The sequence below is a fragment of the Streptomyces sp. NPDC053426 genome, from assembly GCF_055585405.1.
In genome coordinates, this window is record NZ_JBVJKE010000001.1 from 662,768 (window position 1) to 681,780 (window position 19,013).

The window sequence follows — 19,013 nt, forward strand, 5'->3', positions numbered from 1 at the left end:
GGCGCCGGGCAAGGAGGACGGGAGCCAAGGGGTGGAAGATGACCGAGGAACAGTGGCGCGAGCCCGGATCCCGCGGTCACCCCACCGAGTCGAGCAGCCGGGCGGTGTGCACGCGTCCGGCGTACTCGACGAGCCGGATCAGCACCTCCTTCCCCGAGTCGCGCTCGCGTGCGTCGCACAGCACGACGGGCGTTCCGGCGTCCAGGTCGAGCGCGCGGCAGACGTCCCCCGTGTCGTGGTGCCGGGCTCCCGTGAAGCAGTTGACGGCGACGACGAACGGGATCCGCCGGTGCTCGAAGTAGTCCACCGCGGGGAAGCAGTCCTCCAGGCGCCGGGTGTCCGCGAGAACGACCGCGCCCAGGGCGCCTTGCGCCAGCTCGTCCCACAGGAACCAGAAGCGGTCCTGTCCCGGGGTGCCGAAGAGGTACAGGGAGAGTCCCGAGCGGATGGTGATGCGCCCGAAGTCCATGGCGACGGTCGTGGTGACCTTCCGGTCCACGCCGTCGGTGTCGTCCACCGACTGACCGGCTTCGCTGAGCAGTTCCTCGGTGCGCAGCGGCCGGATCTCGCTGACCGCGCCCACCAGGGTGGTCTTGCCCACGCCGAATCCGCCGGCGACCAGTATCTTCAGCGCCAGCGCGGCCGTCTCGTCACCGGGGGCGTCGGAGTGTTCGGGGACCATCGATCACTTCTCTCTTGGAGTGCCGGCCGCGGTCGGCGGGGATACGGGTGTGCCGTGGGCCCGGGAGACGTCGCCGCGCGGCGTCCCGGCCGGGAGCGCGGTGTCGCCTACAGGGCCCTCAGCCCCTCGATCACCTCGCGGAGGACGCGCTCGTCTGGCAGGTGGGCGGGCGGTACGGGACGGCTGACGGTGACGCGGCCGCGCTCCAGCAGGTCGCCGAGGAGCACCCGGACCACGCCGACGGGCAGGTCCGCGCCCGCGGCGAGTTCGGCGACCGACTGCGTCTCCGGGCGGCACAGGTCGATCAGGGCGCGGTGCTCGGGACCGAGCGCCGGGTCGTCGGCGCCGGGAGCGGCCGGGTCCAGGGTGACGAGGGCGATCAGGTCGAACCGCACCCCGCCGGGGCCGGGCCCGGTGCGTCCGCCGGTCATGGCGTACGGCCGGACCAGGGGCCCGGCCTCGTGGTCGTACCACTGGCTGCCCGCCGCGTGCGGAGCGCCCGTCGTGTCCTCGGTCATCGTCCCGGACCGCTTCCTCGTCTCATCCGGCCGCCGGTGGCCGCGCGCCGGCCCGCGGCGGGGTGTGGAGATGCTCGCCGACGCGCTTGACCAGCCGTGCCATCTCGTAGGCCACCAGGCCGATGTCGGCGGTCACGGCCGTCAGGAGGGCGAGGCAGGTGCCGTCTCCGGCGGCGGCGACGAACAGGAAGCCGTCGTCCATCTCCACCATCGTCTGGCGCACTCCGCCGGCCCCGAAGTGCCGGCCCGCGCCCTTCGCGAGGCTGTGGAAGCCGGAGGCGACCGCCGCGAGGTGCTCGGCGTCCTCGCGTCCGAGGCCGCCGGAGGCGCCGACGGCGAGTCCGTCGTCGGAGAGCACCACGGCGTGCCGGACGTCGCCGACGCGGAGCACCATGTCGTCGAGCAGCCAGTCGAGTTCGCCGGATCGCCGGCCGGTCCTCGTGCTCGGTTCCTGGATCATGCGGGGTCTCCTTCGGTGCTGTGCTTCACGGGACCGGGACCGGCACCGCGGCCGGAGGGCCTGCCGCCGCCGCGCGCCCAGCCGTCGCGGTAGGCCGTCATGCGGTCCCGTACGAGTTCGGGGGTGCGCTCGTCCCGGCCGTCGCGCCGCGCGGGCGCGGGCGTTTCCCGGCGGTCGTCGCGCAGTTGGGGGGCGAGGCTGGCCTGTCGTACGCGGCGTGGGAGATCGTCGGAGCCGGCGGGCTCCTCCTCCGGGCGGTGCGGTCGCAAGGCGGCGACTCCTGGGGATCGGTTCGCGGCGGTGCCCCGCGCGGTGTCGGTGGTGCGGTCCGGCGGGCCGTAGCCGGTGTCCGCCACGGCGAGGGTGCCGTCCGCCGTGTCGGCGGCCGGAGCCACCAGGGCGGGCCGGTCGTCCGGTGCGGGGACGGCCTCGTGGCGCGCGATGCCGTCGGGCATCCGCGCGGAGGCATGCTCCTCGTGCCGTGCCTTCGGCGCCGTCCCGCCGCCGGGGCGTTCCGTCGCGCCGTCGTCCAGCAGGACGGTGGGGAGCAGGACGACCGCGGTGGTGCCGCCGTACGGAGAGGTCCTCAGGTGCACCTTGATGTCGTGCCGGGCGGCGAGCCTGCTGACCACGAACAGGCCGAGCCGGTCGCTGTCGAACAGGTCGAGCGCCTCGGACTCGGTGATGCGGCGGTTGGCCTCGGCGAGGGTCTCCTTGCCCATGCTCAGCCCCCGGTCCTCGACCTCGACGGCGTAGCCGTTGCCGACGGGTTCGCCGGTGACGCGTACGCGCGTGTGGGGCGGTGAGAACTGGGCGGCGTTCTCGATGATCTCGGCGAGGAGGTGGGTGAGGTCGGCGACGGCCGCGCCGACGACGGACGCCTCGGAGAGCTGCCGCACCTCCACGCGCGCGTAGTCCTCGACCTCGGACACGGCCGCGCGCACCACGTCGGTGAGCGGGACGGGCAGGCGCCAGGCGCGGCCCGGTGCCGCTCCGGAGAGGATGATCAGGCTCTCCGCGTGGCGCCGCATCCGTGTGGTGAGGTGGTCGAGGCGGAAGAGGTCGCTCAGCTCGTCGGGATCGTCGGAGCGGCGTTCCATGCCGTCCAGGAGGCTCAGTTGCCGGTGGACGAGGATCTGGCTGCGGCGGGCGAGATTGACGAAGACGCCGGAGATCCCGCCGGCCAGCTCCGCGCGCTCCACGGCTGCGCGCAGCGCGGCGCGGTGCACCGTGCCGAGGGCCTCGGCGACCTGGCCGGTCTCGTCCTGGGCGGGCGGCCCGGGCGGGGCCTCCGCGCGGATGTCGATCCCTCCGCCCGAGCGCAGTTTCCGCATGGCTTCGGGGAGTTTGCGGCGGGCGATCTCCAGGGCGTCGTTGCGCAGGCCGACCAGTTCGACCACGAGACCCCGGCCGATGCGTACGGAGATGACGAGCGACGCGGCGACGGCGGCGAGGCCGAAGAGCACGGCGGCGCCGGCCGGGGTGAGCAGTCCGCGGGTGAACGGGTCGGCCCGGTGGGCGGCGCCGGTGGCCGCGTCGGTCTCGACGCTCCGCATGCCGTCCCGCACGCGCGCGTGCGCCGTGTCCCAGGTGTCCCGCGGGACCGCGTGGGCGGCCCGGGCGCCGGGGCCGGCGGCGAGGATCTCGTCCTCCGCGGTGTGGAGGACGGCGTAGGCGCGGCTGTCGGCGAGGGCGCGCCACTCGGTGCGGGCGGGGTCGCGCAGGTCGGCGACGGCGGAACCGGTGAGTGCGCGGCGCAGTTCGACGGCCCCGGTGAACAGGCGCAGCCGTTCACCGCCGAGGCCGCCGCGCAGCCGGGCGCCGGCCAGGATCGCGTCCTCCTGGGCCAACGCCTCCCCCGCGCGGGAGAATTCGAGCAGCACGCGCGCGTCGGAGCCGAGTTCGGCGTCCTGGATGCCGGTGAGGGCGCCGCCGACGCCGAAGGCCGTGGAGACGGTGCTCGTGTACCGGTCGTAGGTCTGCGTCCAGCCCGCGCGGCCTTCGCTCAGTGCCGTCCGCAGCGGGCCCAGCCGTTCGGCCGCGGTGACGAAGGCTTCGAGGCGGCCGGCCACCGCGCGGGGCAGTTCCTCGCCGTCGGCCACGGTCCGGTGCTCGCCCAGCCGCAGTTCCGCGACCGCCCGGTCGGTGCGCCGCGCGAGTTCCGTCAGTTCGTCGGGGCGTACCGCCGAGGTGTCGGTGGCGCGGCGCACCGCGGCCGCGCGTTCGGCCTGGAGGGCGGCGGCGGAGAGCGGGGCGCGGACCGTGGCGTCCACGCGCTGGACCTGACGCAGCCGGGAGACGTCCTGGGCGGTGGTCACGGTGGCGTACGCCCACAGGGCGAGCAGGGAGACGACCGGCACCATCAGCAGACAGATGATCTTGGCGCGCACGGTGCGGGGACCGCCGAACCGGCGTCCCGCGTGCGCGGATGCCGTGTCCGGGGCCGACTCACCCAGGGGGTGCGGGCCTTCGTCGGCCGGTGGCCCGGCGTGCGCGCGCCGGCCGCGCGCGGGAGGCGGGGGCGGCGCCTTCGCGCGGGCTGTCGGGATCCTCCGGGATGTGCGCATGGACTCCTCGCTCGGGAGTGGTGCGTGGGGCGGGCCAGAACGGTCGTCGGCACCGCGGGGCGCGGTCAGTGGGCGGTGTGCCCGGCCGGGCGCTGGGCCGAGGCGGACGCCTCGCGCTCCCCGGCCGTCGGTGACAGCGCCACGAAGGCCGAGGTGATGAAGAGGTAGGACCCGAGTCCGACGGCGAGCGGGAAGATGAACTGCATCGCCGTGGCCCCGGGCAGGGGTTCACCGGAGGGCGTGACGCGCACGCTCACCGCGGACATCCCCGTGTAGTGCATGCTGCTGACCGCGGCGCCCATGATCAGAGAGGCGAGGGTGACCGCGACGGGCGACCGGATGTTGAGCGCCGCCCACAGGGCCGCCGTGGCCGCGACGACGGCGATGAGGACGGAGAGGCCGACGAGCACCGGGTCGTAGCTCACCTCGCCGTGCAGCCGCACCGCCGCCATGCCCAGGTAGTGCATGCTGGCGACGCCGAGACCGGTGGTGAGTCCGCCGAGCAGCAGTGCCCGGACCCGGTCGCGGCCGTGGCCGACGGCGAACACGCCGGCGCAGACGACGGCCATGGCGACGAGCAGGCTGGCGAGGGTGAGCGGCACGTCGTAGCGGATGTCGGTGCCGCTGACGGCGAATCCGAGCATGGCCACGAAGTGCATGGTCCAGATGCCCGTGCCGATCGCCGAGGCGGCGGTGAGCAGCCAGTTGCGGCGCACGCTGCCGGTGGCGGCGAGCGCGCGGACGGTGCAGCGCAGTCCGAGGGCGGCGCCGGTGCAGGCCATCGCGTACGACAGCACGGGGGTGAGCCACCCCAGGGCGGCGTGGTCCAGGTGTCCCATGGCCCCGGGACGCTAGGGGGCGCGGGCGTGCGAAGGGGACGCGTTTCGAAAGCGGCTGAAATATGACGCGGCGGTGCACCGGAACGACCGCGTCATGCTCGAACGTGCGCACAAGGGCGTCGCCCGTCCCGGTGAGGGATCATGCGGAGCATGAGCGACGACCACACACACGTCCAGGAGTTCTTCACCGCGCGTGCCGCCGACTGGGACCGCCGCTTCCCCGACGACGGTCCGGTCTACGCCGCCGCGGTCGCCGGGCTCGGGCTGCGCGAGGGGGACCGGGTGCTCGACGCGGGCTGCGGCACCGGGCGCGCCCTGCCGCCGCTGCGGGAGGCCGTGGGGCCCTCGGGCGTGGTCCTCGGCGCGGATCTGACGCCGGCCATGCTGCGGGAGGCGGCACGGGCCGGACGGGACCGCGACGGGGCGCTGCTGCTGACCGACGTCGCCGCGCTGCCGCTGCGCCCGTCCGTGCTGGACGCCGTGTTCGCGGCGGGCCTGATCGCCCACCTTCCCGATCCGGCCGGCAATCTCCGGGAGATCGCGCGGGTGGTGCGGCCGGGTGGCGTGCTCGCGCTGTTCCATCCGGTCGGCCGGGCGGCGCTCGCCGCCCGGCAGGGCCGCACGCTCACCCCGGACGACCTCCGCGCGGAGCCGAACCTCCGTGCGCTGCTGTCCCGTTCGGGGTGGCGCATGACGTCGTACGTCGACGAGGACACGCGCTTCCTGGCGCTGGCCGTCCGCGCGGACTGAGCATCCGGCCACGCGCCGGGCGCTCGGTCCGAGTCCCGCGCCGGGCCGCCCTCTTCTGCTGTCGGAGCCGCAACTCTACGTTGGGCGGCAGGAGATGAACGGTCGGCGAGGACAACCGGGCCGGGGAAGGTGGACCGCATGTGGGGAAGGGTTCGGGGCATCGGGAGCAGAGTGACCGGCAGGTGGCGCACGGAGGAGCGGGCCGGGCGGGAGGAGCGTCCGCACAATCTGTTCGAGGCCGCCGCGGCGTACGTCTCGGCCTGCGCGGAGGACGATCAGGACCGGATCGACGAGGCGGCCGGCTGGGTGTCGCCGGAGGCGCTGTCGTTCGGGGTGAACGAGCTGGCGTGCCGGGCGGTGATCGCGCTCGCGCGGGAGCGGGACGAGTCTCCGGGGACGGTCGCGCGGGCTCTGCTGGGTCTCCCGGCCGCCTGAACCGTCCGCCGGCGCGTGGCCGATTCGCCCCGTCCGGCCGGAAACCTGCAGCTCCGGGCATGGCCGCGGGGGTCGTGACAAGCGGCTCGGGGTCGGCATAGGGTGCGCGCCGGTGGACGAAGCGATGGGGAGGCTGGGATGGCCGGGACGGACGAGGAAGCCGTCGCCGCCGCGGACGACGCGCTCTATGTGCTCACGGCGGCGCTGCTGACGCCGGCGAAGTTCCCGAGCGTGCTGGGCGACGACTACCCGGAGGCGTGCGCGGCGCTCGGTCTTCCGCCCCTCGCCGACGGGTACGGGCTGGTGCTCGGCCAGGACGGCGAGGGCGCCCGGTGGACCGTCGTCGTCGACGACGTCTCGCTGGTGGCCGTCGCGATCGCGTCCTGGGACTGCGGGATGGAGCACGATCTGTCGCCGGACGAGCGCACGGTCGTCACCGCGTTGCCCGGCTGGCCCCTCGCGGTGGCCGTCGCGGCGCCGAACGTGCCCGCGCCGCACGATCCCGGCCCGGACGCCGCGGACGGGCCCCCGCTGGCCCCGCCGGACGCCGGGGCCTGGGGACCGGCCCAGCGCCGGCTGGGTGCCGACGAGATCGCGCTGCAGTGGGCGGTCTGGCGGGAGCAGGTCGACGACGCGGCCTTCCCGGCGCCGGGCGGCCCGGTCCGGGCGGCCGACGACGCCGAGGAGTCCGCGGAGGGGCCCGCGGAGGACGGCCGGACTGAAGAAGCGGGCGGCCGGCCGGACGGGCGGCCGGGACACGGCGGGATCCGGCGGGTGCTGGCGGAGGCACGCGCGTACGTCGACTCGCCGCCGCCGCTCGGCCGGGTCCGCTCGTCCTTCGCCCCGGGTGGCGCACGCACCCTGCGTGCCGACGGCCCCGGCTGGTCGCTGGTGGCCCGGACCGACGACATCGCGTTCGTCCTGCTCGACGACGAACCCGGCGAGGTCCTGCCGGTGGGCCGGGGCCCGGAGCTGCCGGGCCTGCTCGAAGCGCTCGACCGGATGGCCGTACGACCGCTCTGAGCACACGCGGCTTCGAAAGGGCCGGGAGTGATGGACAGGACGTCAGCGTGTGTTGAAACCCCATGTGTGGACGCCGTTCCATAGGGCGCCAACCCATCGATGACGGCGAGGGCGGGCCCTCACCATGGGGCGGTTCCGCGATCGACCCCATGTCCCCCTTCCGCTGCTCGTCCTTTCGGAGGCCGTCATGCGCCCCTCCCGTGGCGTTCCCCTGCTCGTCGCCGTCCTCTCCGCGGCCGCCCTCACCGCTCCGACTCCGGCCGGCGCGGCCGGGGACGGTCACTGCGCGCGCCAGGAACGCGTGCGTGTGCCGGGCGCCGCCCATCAGCGCAGTGCCTGTCTCACCGATCTGACCACGGCGGGGCTGGCCGGTACGCCGTACACCGACATGGCCGACCAGGCGGGGCTGACCGCTGCGGCCACCCGGTCGCCGTCCGGCGTGCCCGGGGTGCAGATCGACGGCTACTTCCCGGACTCGTCCCGCTTCAACAACACCCACGGCTGGCGGCACGACGCCCAGTTCGTGATCCGGCTGCCCGACCGTTGGAACGGCGGGCTGGTCGTCACCGGAGCGCCCGGCAACCGCAGGCAGTACGCGACCGACAAGGCGATCTCCGACCAGGTACTGGCGCGGGGCTACGCCTATGCGGCGACCGACAAGGGCAACAGCGGTGTCGACTTCTACCGTGACGGCAGGCGGCCCGGTGACGCGGTCGCCGAGTGGAACGCGCGCACCACACAGCTCACCCGCGCCGCCCGGCGCGCGGTGGCCCAGCGCTACGGGCACGCCCCGCGCCGCACGTACATGACCGGCGTCTCCAACGGTGGCTACCTCACCCGCTGGCAGCTGGAGAACCACCCGGAGCTGTACGACGGCGGGGTGGACTGGGAGGGCACCCTGTGGGCCGCCGAGGGGCGTCACCCGCTGCTCTCCCTTCCGGTGGCGGTGGCCCGGACGTACGGCAGGGCCACCGACGAGGACATGTACGCGGCGGGCTTCGCACGCGGCTCCGAGTTCCTGTGGCCGTACCACGAGAAGGCCTACTGGGGGCTCACGCAGAAGATCTACCGCGCCGAGTTCGACCCGGACCACGACCCGGACTGTCCCGGTCCCTCCGCCGGGTCGACGACGGAGCAGATCCTCGCGCCGTGCCCGTCCGACGCCGCCTACGACTACGCCTCGCGCCCCGCGTCCGTGCACCGTGCCGTGGAGCGTGTGGCGCTCACCGGGCGGATCGGGCGGCCGATGATCACCCTGCACGGTGATCTGGACGCGCTGCTGCCCAAGTCCGTCGACTCCGATGTGTACGACGGCATGGTCGAGGCGAGCGGACGCGGGCGGATGCACCGCTATTACACGGTGCGGGGCGGGACGCATGTCGACGGGCTGTACGACACCCGTCCGGACCGGCTGCGGCCGATCCTGCCCTGTTACCGCTCGGCGTTCGACGCCCTGGTCGCATGGGTGGAGCGCGGGGTCGCGCCGCCCGCGGACCGGACGGTCGGCGGGCCCGCGGACGGCGATGTGGTCGACTCCTGCGCGCTGGGCTCCGGTGAGGCGGTGACGCCGTAGCGCCTCAGCGGCCCAGCTCCTTGCGCGAGACGCGGCGCAGCCTGCGCCGCTGTGCGGGGTCCAGGGCCAGGTACGCGGCGGCCGGGACTCCCAGGACTATCAGGAGGGCGGCCCACCAGGGCAGCCAGATGAGCAGGATCAGTCCGGCCGCCACACCCCCCGCGGCGATCTTGGCGTTCTTCGACATGAGTGTCGCCTCCTTCGCGGCCACTGCCGCTCTCTGCCGTGAGAACGGGCCCGCGCCCGCGGCGGTTCCGGACCACGACCCTGAGACGTCCCTGAGGTGCGCCCCCTAAGGTCTTCGAGAACCCTTCGTGGGCCTCCCGGGCGGGAGGCCCACGACGCGCCTCCATGGTGACCCGTCTCACAGCACAGGCACACCCGGTCGACGCCACTCGTGCTGTACCCTCGGCGACTCCGGCTTCACTAGTCAAGTTTGAGGAATCCTGTCATCGCCGCGCAGACGACTCCCCCGGCACCTTCCTCCGCACACCCCGCACACCCCGCACACTCCGAACTGGCCGGCTGTCCGGCCGTATTCGTACCGGGCGACCCCGCCCGCACCGGCCGGATCGCGTTCTGGCGGCCCGACGGCTCACCTCCGCCGGCCGTGGACGCGGACGCGGCGTCGGCCGAGGACCTGACCGTCGTGGTGCCCGGCGACGACGGGACCGAGGCGGTGCGTGTGCCCGCCACCGTGCTGCCGGTGCGCGACGCGCTCCCGTTCCTCACACGTGCGCGGGCCGGTGGTGCGGGACACCGGGCCACCCGGTTCTGGGGCGCCGCCGCCGTGCACGCCCTGCACCTGGTGGCGCGCGGTCTGCTGCTGCCCGGCCTCTCCCCCGCCGACCACGACGCCTGGCGCGTCGGCCCGCTGGACGCGGAGGACGTCGAGGCGATCCGCCGGCTCGCCGCCGCGATGCCGCCGGAGGCGCACGCGACGCCGCTGGACGGCACCGGGCCGCACCGGCTGCCCGACCCCGAACGGCTGCTGCGCGCCTTCCTCGACGCGGTCGCCGACACCCTCCCCCGCTCCCCCGCCGCCCACCTCGCGACCGGCACCGCCGCCTTCGCGGCCCCGGGGCCGCGACGACTGCCCGCACTGCGGTCCTGGGCCGCCGACATCGCCGCCGGCCACGACGCCGGCGTACGGCTGTCGCTGCGGATCGAGGCGCGCGGGCTCACGGACGCGGCCGACACCGCGGACGTGTCGTTCCGGGCCGTCCTCCAGATGCACGGCGTGAGCGACCCCTCCCTCGTCGCGGACGCCGGCGAGGTGTGGGCCGGGGCCTTCGACGCCGCCTTCGACTCCCGCGCGCGGATGGACGCCCTGCTCGCGCTCCGCCGCGCGGCGCGGGCCTGGGCACCGCTCACCCCCTTGCTGTCGGCGACCGTGCCGGACGCGGTGGACCTCGCGGAGGAGGAGATCGCCGAACTCCTCGGCAACGGCGGCCGGATGCTCGCCGCCGCGGGCGTCGACGTGCACTGGCCCAGGGACCTGGTCCGCGAACTCACCACCCGCGCGGAGGTCGGTCCCGCCGACGACGAGCCGGGACCCGGAAGGACCGGGTCCGCGGACGGGCCGTCGTTCCTTTCCGCCGACGCGCTGCTCGCCTTCGACTGGTGGTTCGCCCTGGGCGACCGGCGGCTCACGCGCGAGGAACTGGACCGGCTGGCCGAGGCGAACCGCCCCCTCGTACGACTGCGCGACCAGTGGGTCCTGATCGACCCGCGGGAGCTGGCCCGGGCCCGTGCGCGCCAGGACCGCAAGATCACGCCGGTCGACGCGCTCGGCGCGGCCCTGACGGGCTCCGTGGAGGTCGACGGAGGCCGGATCGAGGTCCGGCCCACCGGGTGGCTGGCGGCCCTGCGGGACCGGCTCGCGGACCCCGAGGCGCAGGAACCCGTCGAGCAGCCCGCCGCGCTCACCGCCACGCTGCGGGACTACCAGCGGCGCGGCCTGACCTGGCTGGCCCGGACGACCTCCCTGGGCCTGGGCTGCTGTCTCGCCGACGACATGGGGCTCGGCAAGACCATCACCCTGATCGCCCTGCATCTGCACCGCCGGACCGACCCGGAGTCCGCGGGCCCCACGCTCGTGGTCTGCCCGACCTCCCTGATGGGCAACTGGCAGCGGGAGATCGAGCGGTTCGCGCCCGGCACCCCGGTGCGCCGCTTCCACGGCGCGCGGCGGACGCTGGACGACCTGGCCGACGGCGAGGTGGTGCTCACCACGTACGGCACCATGCGGCTGGACGCCTCCCGGCTCGCCGGGGTCCCCTGGGGCATGGTCGTCGCCGACGAGGCCCAGCACGTGAAGAACCCGTACTCCTCGACGGCCCGTCAGCTGCGTTCCATCGGCGCACGCGCGCGCGTGGCGCTCACCGGCACGCCGGTGGAGAACAACCTGTCGGAACTGTGGGCGATCCTCGACTGGACGACCCCCGGCCTGCTGGGCCGGCTCGGCACCTTCCGGCGGCGGTACGCGGACGCCGTCGAGGGCGGGCAGGATCCGGCCGCGGCGGAACGGCTGGCCCGTCTGGTACGGCCGTTCCTGCTGCGCCGCCGCAAGTCGGACCCCGGGATCGCGCCCGAGCTGCCGCCCAAGACGGAGACCGATCACGCCGTGTCGCTCACCCAGGAGCAGACGGCGCTGTACGAGGCCGTGGTGCGCGAGGCGATGGCCGAGATCGCGGGCGCCGGCAGCATGGCGCGGCGCGGGCTGATCGTGAAGCTGCTGACCGGCCTGAAGCAGATCTGCAACCACCCGGCGCAGTTCCTCAAGGAGGAGCGGCCGGTGGTGGCCGGGAGGTCCGGGAAGCTGGAGCTGCTGGACGAACTCCTCGACACGGTCCTCACCGAAGAGGCCGGCGTCCTGGTGTTCACGCAGTACGTGCGGATGGGGCGGCTGCTGGAACGGCATCTGGCCGCGCGGGGCGTGCCGACGCAGTTCCTGCACGGCGGCACGCCGGTCGCCGAGCGTGAGGCGATGGTGCGCCGTTTCCAGGACGGCGGGGTCCCGGTCTTCCTGCTGTCGCTGAAGGCGGCGGGCACCGGGCTGAACCTCACCCGCGCGGAGCACGTCGTGCACTACGACCGCTGGTGGAACCCCGCCGTCGAGGCGCAGGCGACGGACCGCGCGTACCGCATCGGCCAGACCCGGCCGGTGCAGGTGCACCGCATCATCGCCGAGGGGACCATCGAGGACCGTATCGCCGGGCTGCTGGAGCGCAAGCGTGAGCTGGCCGACGCGGTGCTCGGCTCCGGCGAGGCGGCGCTCACCGAACTGACCGACGCCGAGCTGGCGGAGCTGGTCGAACTGCGAGGGGGACTGCGATGACCCGGTACGACGGTGACGAGGCCGGTGTGGAGCGCGTCTTCGCCGCGCTGCCGCCCGCGCGGGGGCGCGCTTTCGCGCAGAGCTGGTGGGGCCTGGCCTGGCTGACGGCGCTGGAGGGTACGGCGCTGGACTCCAAGCAGCTCAAGGCGGGCCGCGGGCTGGCACGCGCGGGCGCGGTCGGCGCGGTGTCCGTACGGCCGGGGCGCATCACGGCGGTCGTACAGGACCGGGACCGTACGGCCCACCGCGCGGACGTGCTGCTGCAGGAGTTGTCCGAGGAGCAGTGGGACCGGTTCCTGGCCATGACCGTGGAGCGGGCCGGGCACGTCGCGGCGCTGCTCGACCGCGAGATGCCGACGCACCTGGTCGAGGACGCGGAGCTGGCCGGTGTCGAACTGCTGCCGGGCCTTGGTGATCTGGAGCCGGAGTGCGACTGCGACGCCTGGGACCACTGCGGTCACACGGCGGCGCTGTGCTATCAGGTGGCCCGGCTGCTGGACCAGGACCCGTTCGTCCTGCTGCTGATGCGGGGGCGGGGTGAACGCGCCCTGCTGGACGCGCTCCAGGCCCGGGGGGACGCGTCCGCCGGGCGGCCCGCCCAGGGACCGGAAGGCGTGGACGCGGCCGAGGCGTACGCGGCCGGTGACATCCTGCCGTCGCTGCCGGCCGCCCCCGCCCTTCCCGCGGAGCCGGGGATTCCGCCGTCGCTGGACACGGAGACGGAGCCCGCGGCCGGGATCGATCCGTCCGCGCTGGAGTTCCTGGCCGCCCGGACCGCCGTACGGGCCCACCGGCTGCTGGCCCGGGCACTCCAGGACGGGCACGAACGGCAGCCCGTGGAACCGGAACCGGACGTCGCGCGGGACGCGGTGCGGCTGGCCGCCGGGGAGCCTCACCGCGCGGTGACGGAGCGGCTCGCCGAGGGGTCGGGGCGCGGCCGGGAAGGGCTGGCCGTGGCCGTACGGGCCTGGCGGCACGGCGGTACGGCGGCGCTGGCCGTGCTCGACGAGGAGTGGACCGTGGACGGCGAACGGCTGGCACGCGCGCGTGCCGCCCTCGACTCGGCGTGGGACGAGGACGAACGGCCGGTGCTCCGGGCCCGGGCCAACCGGTGGACGGTGACCGGCGCACCCGTCCAGCTGCGCCTGGGCCGCGAGGGGCGCTGGTGGCCGTATCGCAAGGAACGCGGCCGGTGGGTCCCGGCGGGGAATTCCTCCCAGGACCCGGCGACGGCACTGGCCACGGCGGAGAGCGCACCCGAAAGGTAGCCACCCACCAGGTCACCGCCGCACCAAGGCCACGACCGGCCCCGGGAGCCACACCGCAAGGAACACGGTCGCCGGGCCCCGCAGGGCCCCGGCGGAAGTCCTGGCCTCGGCGGAGCGCACACCTGAAGGCGGCCACCAGCGAGATCGTCGCCACGCCGAGGCCACGACCGGCCCCGGCGGCCGTACCGCGAGGAACACGGTCGCCGGGCCCGGCAGGGGCCCCTCGGGGATCCGGCGGCGGCCTCGGCCGAGGGTCCCTCCGGGGAGTGACCGCGGCTCGCGCGGTGCTGTGTTCAGGGCAGTTCCACGTCACCCAGGGAGGGCAGGAGCGACTCCAGGCCGCTCGGCAGCTCGCTCGGGAACTCGGACGGCAGTTCCGTGGGGAACCCGGAGGGGAGCCGGCTCGGGAGGCCGCTGGGCAGCTCGGAGGGGATGCCCAGCGACGGAGCGGGGGAGCCGCCGGTGCCCGTGCCGCTCTCGGTGGGCTCCTTGTCCGGCGGGTCGTCGTCGCCCGTGGCCGTCAGTACGACGAGGGACACGGCCGCGATGGCGACGACAACGGCGAGCAGGAGGAGCACGAGCCTGCGCCCGCCGGGCGGCCCGGGAGGGCGGGGCGGCAGCGCGCCGTCGTTCGGGGGTGGTCCGAAACTGCCGCCGTCCGGCGGCCGGGGCGGTACGGGTGGCGTGGCCATGCACACCATCGTCGCCGCGCATACGGGGCCCGCGCGAGGACGCCGCGCGGAAGTTGATACGGACTCAGGGGACGGGCGCCATGATGACGGCGTACCCCGCGCGGAGCGGGCGCCCGGAACAGCACCGTCCTCGCGGCGGACCGGACCCGTACCGCTCGTGTGCGCCACACGCTCGTACCACGCGAGGGCGCACCTGTGGGATGCGTACCGAGCGGCCGGTGCGCACGATCGCGCGCGGGACGCCGGCCCGGACGCGTACCACCGCGCGCGTGATTCCGCGCGGCCGTCGCGTCGGCCGCACCCTGGGGCGAACCGCACGTGGGGCGCGGTCGCCCCGGACACGCGTGCGGGGGCGTGCCCGTCCCGTGGCAGGGGTGGGACGGGCACGCCCTCGCGGCCGGGGTTCAGCCCCGGGCGCCCAGCAGGTGGTCCATCGCCAGCTGGTCGAGGCGCTCGAAGGCCATGCCCCGCGCGGCGGCCTCGTCGACGTCGAAGTCCTCGAAGGCGGACCGGTCGTCGAGCAGGGCCTGGAGGCCGTCGGCCGCCGTGGGCTGGGCCAGCTGGTCCAGCCGGGCCGCGCGCAGCGCCTCCTGCACCTCGGGGTCCGCGCGGAAGGCCGCCGCGCGCTCCTTGAGGATCAGGTAGTTGCGCATGCAGCCGGCCGCCGAGGCCCACACGCCGTCGAAGTCCTCGGTCCGCGGCGGCTTGAAGTCGAAGTGCCGCGGGCCCTCGTACCCGGCCGACTCCAGCAGGTCCACCAGCCAGAACGCGGCGCGCAGGTCGCCCGCGCCGAAGCGGAGGTCCTGGTCGTACTTGATGCCGGACTGGCCGTTGAGGTCGATGTGGAAGAGCTTGCCCGCCCACAGCGCCTGCGCGATGCCGTGCGGGAAGTTCAGCCCGGCCATCTGCTCGTGGCCGACCTCCGGGTTGACGCCGTACAGCTCCGGGCGCTCCAGGCGCTCGATGAACGCCAGGGCGTGGCCGATGGTGGGCAGCAGGATGTCGCCGCGCGGCTCGTTCGGCTTGGGCTCGATGGCGAAGCGGATGTCGTAGCCCTGGGAGGTGACGTACTCGCCGAGCAGGTCGAAGGCCTCCTTCATCCGGTCGAGGGCGTCCCGCACGTCCTTGGCGCCACCGGACTCGGCGCCCTCACGGCCGCCCCAGGCCACGTAGGTCTCGGCGCCGAGCTCGGCCGCGAGGTCGATGTTGCGGATGGTCTTGCGGAGCGCGTAGCGGCGCACGTCGCGGTCGTTGGCGGTGAAGCCGCCGTCCTTGAACACCGGGTGGGTGAACAGGTTGGTGGTGGCCATCGGCACCTTCATGCCGGTGTCGTCCAGCGCCTGCCGGAACCGCTTGATGTGCTCCTCGCGCTCGCTGTCGCTCGAGCCGAAGGGGATGAGGTCGTCGTCGTGGAACGTGACGCCGTGGGCGCCCAGCTCGGCCAGGCGCCGCACCGACTCGACCGGGTCGAGGGCACGCCGCGTGGCGTCACCGAAGGGGTCCCGTCCCTGCCAGCCGACGGTCCACAGTCCGAAGGTGAACTTGTCCTCGGGGGTGGGCTGGTAGTTCATGCCGCGGCTCCTTGCTCGCTGAGGCTATTTCGTCATGGCGCTTTACAAATTAGTATGCAGGAACATTTCTGGGAAGAGACACACCCCGCCGAGTCGCGGAAGTGGGTCGCAGAAGAGGGAGAGACCGATGTCAGCAGCCGAGGGTCCGCTCGTCGTCGGCGTGGACACATCCACCCAGTCCACCAAGGCGCTGGTCGTCGACGTGGCCACCGGCCGGGTCGTCGCGAGCGGCCAGGCACCGCACACGGTGACCTCGGGGGCGGGCCGGGAGAGCGACCCGCGCCAGTGGTGGGACGCCCTGTCCGAGGCGCTGCGCCAGTGCGGCGAGGCGGCGCACGAGGCCGCCGCGGTGTCGATCGGCGGGCAGCAGCACGGCCTGGTCACCCTGGACGGGCACGGGGAGCCGGTCCGTCCGGCGCTGCTGTGGAACGACGTGCGTTCCGCGCCGCAGGGCCGCCGGCTGATCGAGGAGCTGGGCGGCGCGAAGTTCTGGGCCGAGCGCACCGGAAGCGTGCCGGCCGCCTCCTTCACGGTCACCAAGTGGGCCTGGCTGGCGGAGCACGAGCCGGACGCGGTGCGCGCCACCAAGGCGGTCCGCCTCCCCCACGACTACCTCACCGAGCGGCTCACCGGGCAGGGCACGACCGACCGCGGCGACGCCTCCGGCACCGGCTGGTGGGCGTCGGGGACGGAGGCGTACGACGAGGAGATCCTCGCCCACGTGGGCCTCGACCCGGCGCTGCTGCCCCGCGTGGTGCGTCCCGGTGAGGTCGCCGGGACCGTGCGCGACGGCCACGACCTGCCGTTCTCCAAGGGCACCCTGGTGGCGTGCGGCACCGGTGACAACGCCGCCGCCGCGCTGGGTCTCGGGGTGCGTCCCGGCACACCGGTGATGAGCCTCGGCACCTCGGGCACGGTGTACGCGGTGACGCAGCGCAGGCCCGCCGATCCGACCGGCACGGTGGCGGGGTTCGCCGACGCGCGCGGCGACTGGCTGCCGCTGGCCTGCACGCTCAACTGCACGCTGGCCGTGGACCGGGTCGCGGCGCTGCTGAACCTGGACCGCGAGGCCGTCGAACCCGGGCGCGGCGTCACGCTGCTGCCCTTCCTGGACGGTGAGCGCACCCCGAACCTCCCCCACTCCTCCGGCCTGCTGCACGGGCTGCGCCACGACACCACCGGCGGGCAGCTGCTCCAGGCCGCGTACGACGGCGCCGTGTACTCCCTGCTGGCCGCGCTGGACCTGGTCCTCGACGAGGACGCCGACCCGTCGGCGCCCCTGCTGCTGATCGGCGGCGGCGCCCGGGGCACGGCCTGGCAGCAGACCGTACGGCGGCTGTCGGGGCGGTCCGTCCAGGTGCCCCGGGCCAAGGAACTGGTCGCGCTCGGTGCGGCGGCGCAGGCGGCCGGGCTGCTCACCGGGGAGGACCCGGCCGCGGTCGCCCGGCGCTGGGACACGGCGGCGGGCCCGGTGCTGGAGGCCGTGGAGCGGGACGAGGAGACGCTGGCCAGGCTGGCCGGGGTACTCTCCGACGCGGCCCCGCTGCTGGACCGCGGCACGGACACCGCCTGACGACACCGCCGGACAGGCACCGGCCCGCGGGCGCGGCCCGACGGGCGTCGGCCCACCGGCACGGACCGGCCGGGCACCCGCCTGCCGACACCGACCGACGGGCACGGACCGACCGGCACCAGCCCGCGGGCACCGGCCGGCAGGCACGGACCGCCGACCGGCACCGCCCCGCCGACACCGGTCGGCGGGCACGAACCGACCGGCACCAGCCCGCGGGCGCATACCGGCAGGCACCGGCCCGTCGGCACGGACCGGCCGGCGTCGACCGACAGGCCGACGCCGGCCGCAGAGACCGAGGAACGACGGAGGAATGAGCACACCGCTGCACAAGGCCCGCCCGGCCGGTCCGGGGCGCGCGCTGCCCGACACCCAGCAGGGCATGCGCCGCCGCAACCTCTCGCGGGTGATGCACACCGTCAGCGCCGAGGGGCCGCTGTCCCGGGCCGCCGTCGCCTCCCGCATCGGTCTGACCCGCGCGGCGGTGTCCACGCTGGTCGACGAGCTCATCCGGTCGGGCCTGCTGGAGGAGCTGGGCCCCGAGCGGCCCGGACGCGTGGGCCGTCCCGGCTCGGCGCTCGCCGTCAGCGGGCGCGGCCCCGCGGGGATCGGCGCCGAGGTCGGCGTCGATCACCTCGCGGTCTGCGCGGTCGACCTGCGCGGGCGGGTCCGGTCGCGGGCGGTGCGGCACGTCCCGAACCGGGACCGCTCCCCCGGGCCGGTGCTCGGTGAACTCACCGAGCTGACGGAGCGGGTCGTCGCCGAGGCGGAGGGCGAGGGCCTGTGGCCGGCGGGGCTCGCCGTGGCCGTACCGGGTCTGGTGGCGCGCGACGCCCGGACCGTCGTACGCGCCCCGAACCTCGGCTGGCTCGACACGGACCTCGGTGACCTGCTCCCGGCGGGCCTGCCGCTCACCGTGGCCAACGAGGCCAACTTCGGCGCACTGGCCGAACTGTGGCTCGGCGAGGACACCCCGCGCGACTTCCTCCATGTGTCCGCCGAGATCGGTATCGGTGCCGCGGTCGTCGTGGACGGGCGGCTGCTGCACGGAAACCGCGGCTTCGCGGGCGAGCTGGGCCATGTACCGGTACGGCCGGACGGACCGGAGTGCGCCTGCGGCGGACGGGGCTGTCTGGAGCAGTACGCCGGTGAGGAGGCGGTGCTGCGCGCGGCCGGGCTGGAGCCGGGCGAGGACCGCGTCGGCCTCCTCGCGGGCCGCGCCGAGCAGGGCGACACGAACGTACGACGCGCCCTGGAGGACGCGGGGACGGCGCTCGGGATCGCCCTGACCGGGGCGGTCAACCTGCTGGACCCCGAGAGCGTGGTGCTGGGCGGAGCCCTGTCCGGGCTCGCCCCCTGGCTGCTGCCGTCGCTCCGCTCCGAACTGGCCCGCCGTACCGCGGGGCCGGCCTGTCCCGTCTCCGTGTCCCCGCTGGGCCCCGAGGGCCCGCTGCTGGGCGCGGCGCACTCGGTGGTGCGGGGAGTCCTGGACGACCCGGCGGCGGTGGCCGAACGGGCCTGACGCCCGCGGGCCCCTCCTCGGTTCCCGCACGAAGTCGCGCGGGGCGTCGCCGCCGGCCGTCCGGGAGGCGATGTCGCCGACGACCGCCTTCCGGCCGCCCCGTCGCGCACGAGGACGGGAACGCCGTACCAGGTCACGAGCTCATCGGCCGCCATGACATGATCGCGTGTCAGTTTCTCACCGGGGTTTCGGCGGTCTCACCA

Annotated in this window: 16 protein-coding genes; 8 read left to right on the forward strand and 8 right to left on the reverse strand. The window is 75.1% G+C overall.

Features of this window, described 5'->3' with window-relative positions; all coding sequences use genetic code 11:
• Nucleotides 1–76: 76 nt before the first annotated feature.
• From ACZ62B_RS02820 to ACZ62B_RS02840, 5 genes are all read right to left on the reverse strand, one after another.
• Nucleotides 77–682 (reverse strand): GTP-binding protein, encoded by a 606-nt coding sequence (locus ACZ62B_RS02820; RefSeq protein ID WP_344561956.1) that lies wholly within the window; start codon nucleotides 680–682, stop codon nucleotides 77–79.
• A gap of 107 nt (nucleotides 683–789) precedes the next feature.
• The gene (locus tag ACZ62B_RS02825) at nucleotides 790–1,200 is read right to left on the reverse strand and encodes a DUF742 domain-containing protein (RefSeq protein ID WP_344561954.1); all 411 of its coding nucleotides are present in this window, start codon (nucleotides 1,198–1,200) and stop codon (nucleotides 790–792) included.
• A 22-nt stretch (nucleotides 1,201–1,222) separates the two neighbouring features.
• Complete coding sequence (locus tag ACZ62B_RS02830) at nucleotides 1,223–1,660, reverse strand: roadblock/LC7 domain-containing protein (RefSeq protein ID WP_085572966.1); 438 nt, start codon at nucleotides 1,658–1,660, stop codon at nucleotides 1,223–1,225.
• Nucleotides 1,657–4,227: a sensor histidine kinase gene (locus ACZ62B_RS02835; RefSeq protein WP_469689172.1), complete on the reverse strand. Its 2,571-nt coding sequence runs from the start codon at nucleotides 4,225–4,227 to the stop codon at nucleotides 1,657–1,659. The genes ACZ62B_RS02830 and ACZ62B_RS02835 overlap by 4 nt, the downstream gene beginning before the upstream one ends.
• Nucleotides 4,228–4,292: 65 nt before the next feature.
• On the reverse strand, nucleotides 4,293–5,066 hold the full coding sequence (locus ACZ62B_RS02840) for an MHYT domain-containing protein (RefSeq protein WP_468889913.1): 774 nt from the start codon (nucleotides 5,064–5,066) through the stop codon (nucleotides 4,293–4,295).
• Nucleotides 5,067–5,216: 150 nt separating this feature from the next.
• Between ACZ62B_RS02840 and ACZ62B_RS02845 the strand changes: the two genes are divergently transcribed.
• From ACZ62B_RS02845 to ACZ62B_RS02860, 4 genes are all read left to right on the forward strand, one after another.
• A complete protein-coding gene (locus ACZ62B_RS02845; RefSeq protein WP_344561947.1) occupies nucleotides 5,217–5,816 on the forward strand; it encodes a class I SAM-dependent methyltransferase in 600 nt (199 codons plus the stop codon).
• A gap of 138 nt (nucleotides 5,817–5,954) precedes the next feature.
• Nucleotides 5,955–6,251 (forward strand): hypothetical protein, encoded by a 297-nt coding sequence (locus tag ACZ62B_RS02850; RefSeq protein WP_468724605.1) that lies wholly within the window; start codon nucleotides 5,955–5,957, stop codon nucleotides 6,249–6,251.
• A 138-nt stretch (nucleotides 6,252–6,389) separates the two neighbouring features.
• The gene (locus ACZ62B_RS02855; protein ID WP_344561943.1) at nucleotides 6,390–7,274 is read left to right on the forward strand and encodes a hypothetical protein; all 885 of its coding nucleotides are present in this window, start codon (nucleotides 6,390–6,392) and stop codon (nucleotides 7,272–7,274) included.
• 187 nt (nucleotides 7,275–7,461) lie between these two features.
• Complete coding sequence (locus tag ACZ62B_RS02860; RefSeq protein WP_468724607.1) at nucleotides 7,462–8,847, forward strand: tannase/feruloyl esterase family alpha/beta hydrolase; 1,386 nt, start codon at nucleotides 7,462–7,464, stop codon at nucleotides 8,845–8,847.
• 4 nt (nucleotides 8,848–8,851) lie between these two features.
• On the opposite strand, the gene ACZ62B_RS02865 is transcribed toward ACZ62B_RS02860, so the two are convergent.
• Nucleotides 8,852–9,034 (reverse strand): hypothetical protein, encoded by a 183-nt coding sequence (locus ACZ62B_RS02865; protein ID WP_030822433.1) that lies wholly within the window; start codon nucleotides 9,032–9,034, stop codon nucleotides 8,852–8,854.
• A gap of 330 nt (nucleotides 9,035–9,364) precedes the next feature.
• Here ACZ62B_RS02865 and ACZ62B_RS02870 point away from each other — a divergent pair, with 330 nt between their 5' ends.
• Complete coding sequence (locus ACZ62B_RS02870; RefSeq protein ID WP_469689214.1) at nucleotides 9,365–12,187, forward strand: DEAD/DEAH box helicase; 2,823 nt, start codon at nucleotides 9,365–9,367, stop codon at nucleotides 12,185–12,187.
• Complete coding sequence (locus ACZ62B_RS02875; protein WP_469689173.1) at nucleotides 12,184–13,455, forward strand: SWIM zinc finger family protein; 1,272 nt, start codon at nucleotides 12,184–12,186, stop codon at nucleotides 13,453–13,455. Before ACZ62B_RS02870 ends, ACZ62B_RS02875 begins: the two co-directional genes overlap by 4 nt.
• A gap of 293 nt (nucleotides 13,456–13,748) precedes the next feature.
• Here the strand turns inward: ACZ62B_RS02875 and ACZ62B_RS02880 are convergent, their stop codons facing one another.
• Together ACZ62B_RS02880 and xylA are read right to left on the reverse strand one after the other, a co-directional pair.
• A complete protein-coding gene (locus ACZ62B_RS02880; RefSeq protein WP_469689174.1) occupies nucleotides 13,749–14,147 on the reverse strand; it encodes a hypothetical protein in 399 nt (132 codons plus the stop codon).
• Between the two features lie 404 nt (nucleotides 14,148–14,551).
• Nucleotides 14,552–15,718, reverse strand: coding sequence for a xylose isomerase (gene xylA / locus ACZ62B_RS02885; RefSeq protein WP_073934713.1), 1,167 nt, complete (start codon nucleotides 15,716–15,718; stop codon nucleotides 14,552–14,554).
• A gap of 127 nt (nucleotides 15,719–15,845) precedes the next feature.
• Here xylA and xylB point away from each other — a divergent pair, with 127 nt between their 5' ends.
• Together xylB and ACZ62B_RS02895 are read left to right on the forward strand one after the other, a co-directional pair.
• On the forward strand, nucleotides 15,846–17,291 hold the full coding sequence (xylB, locus tag ACZ62B_RS02890) for a xylulokinase (protein WP_344561932.1): 1,446 nt from the start codon (nucleotides 15,846–15,848) through the stop codon (nucleotides 17,289–17,291).
• Nucleotides 17,292–17,601: 310 nt separating this feature from the next.
• Nucleotides 17,602–18,810 (forward strand): ROK family transcriptional regulator, encoded by a 1,209-nt coding sequence (locus ACZ62B_RS02895; RefSeq protein ID WP_344561930.1) that lies wholly within the window; start codon nucleotides 17,602–17,604, stop codon nucleotides 18,808–18,810.
• The last annotated feature ends 203 nt before the right edge of the window (nucleotides 18,811–19,013 follow it).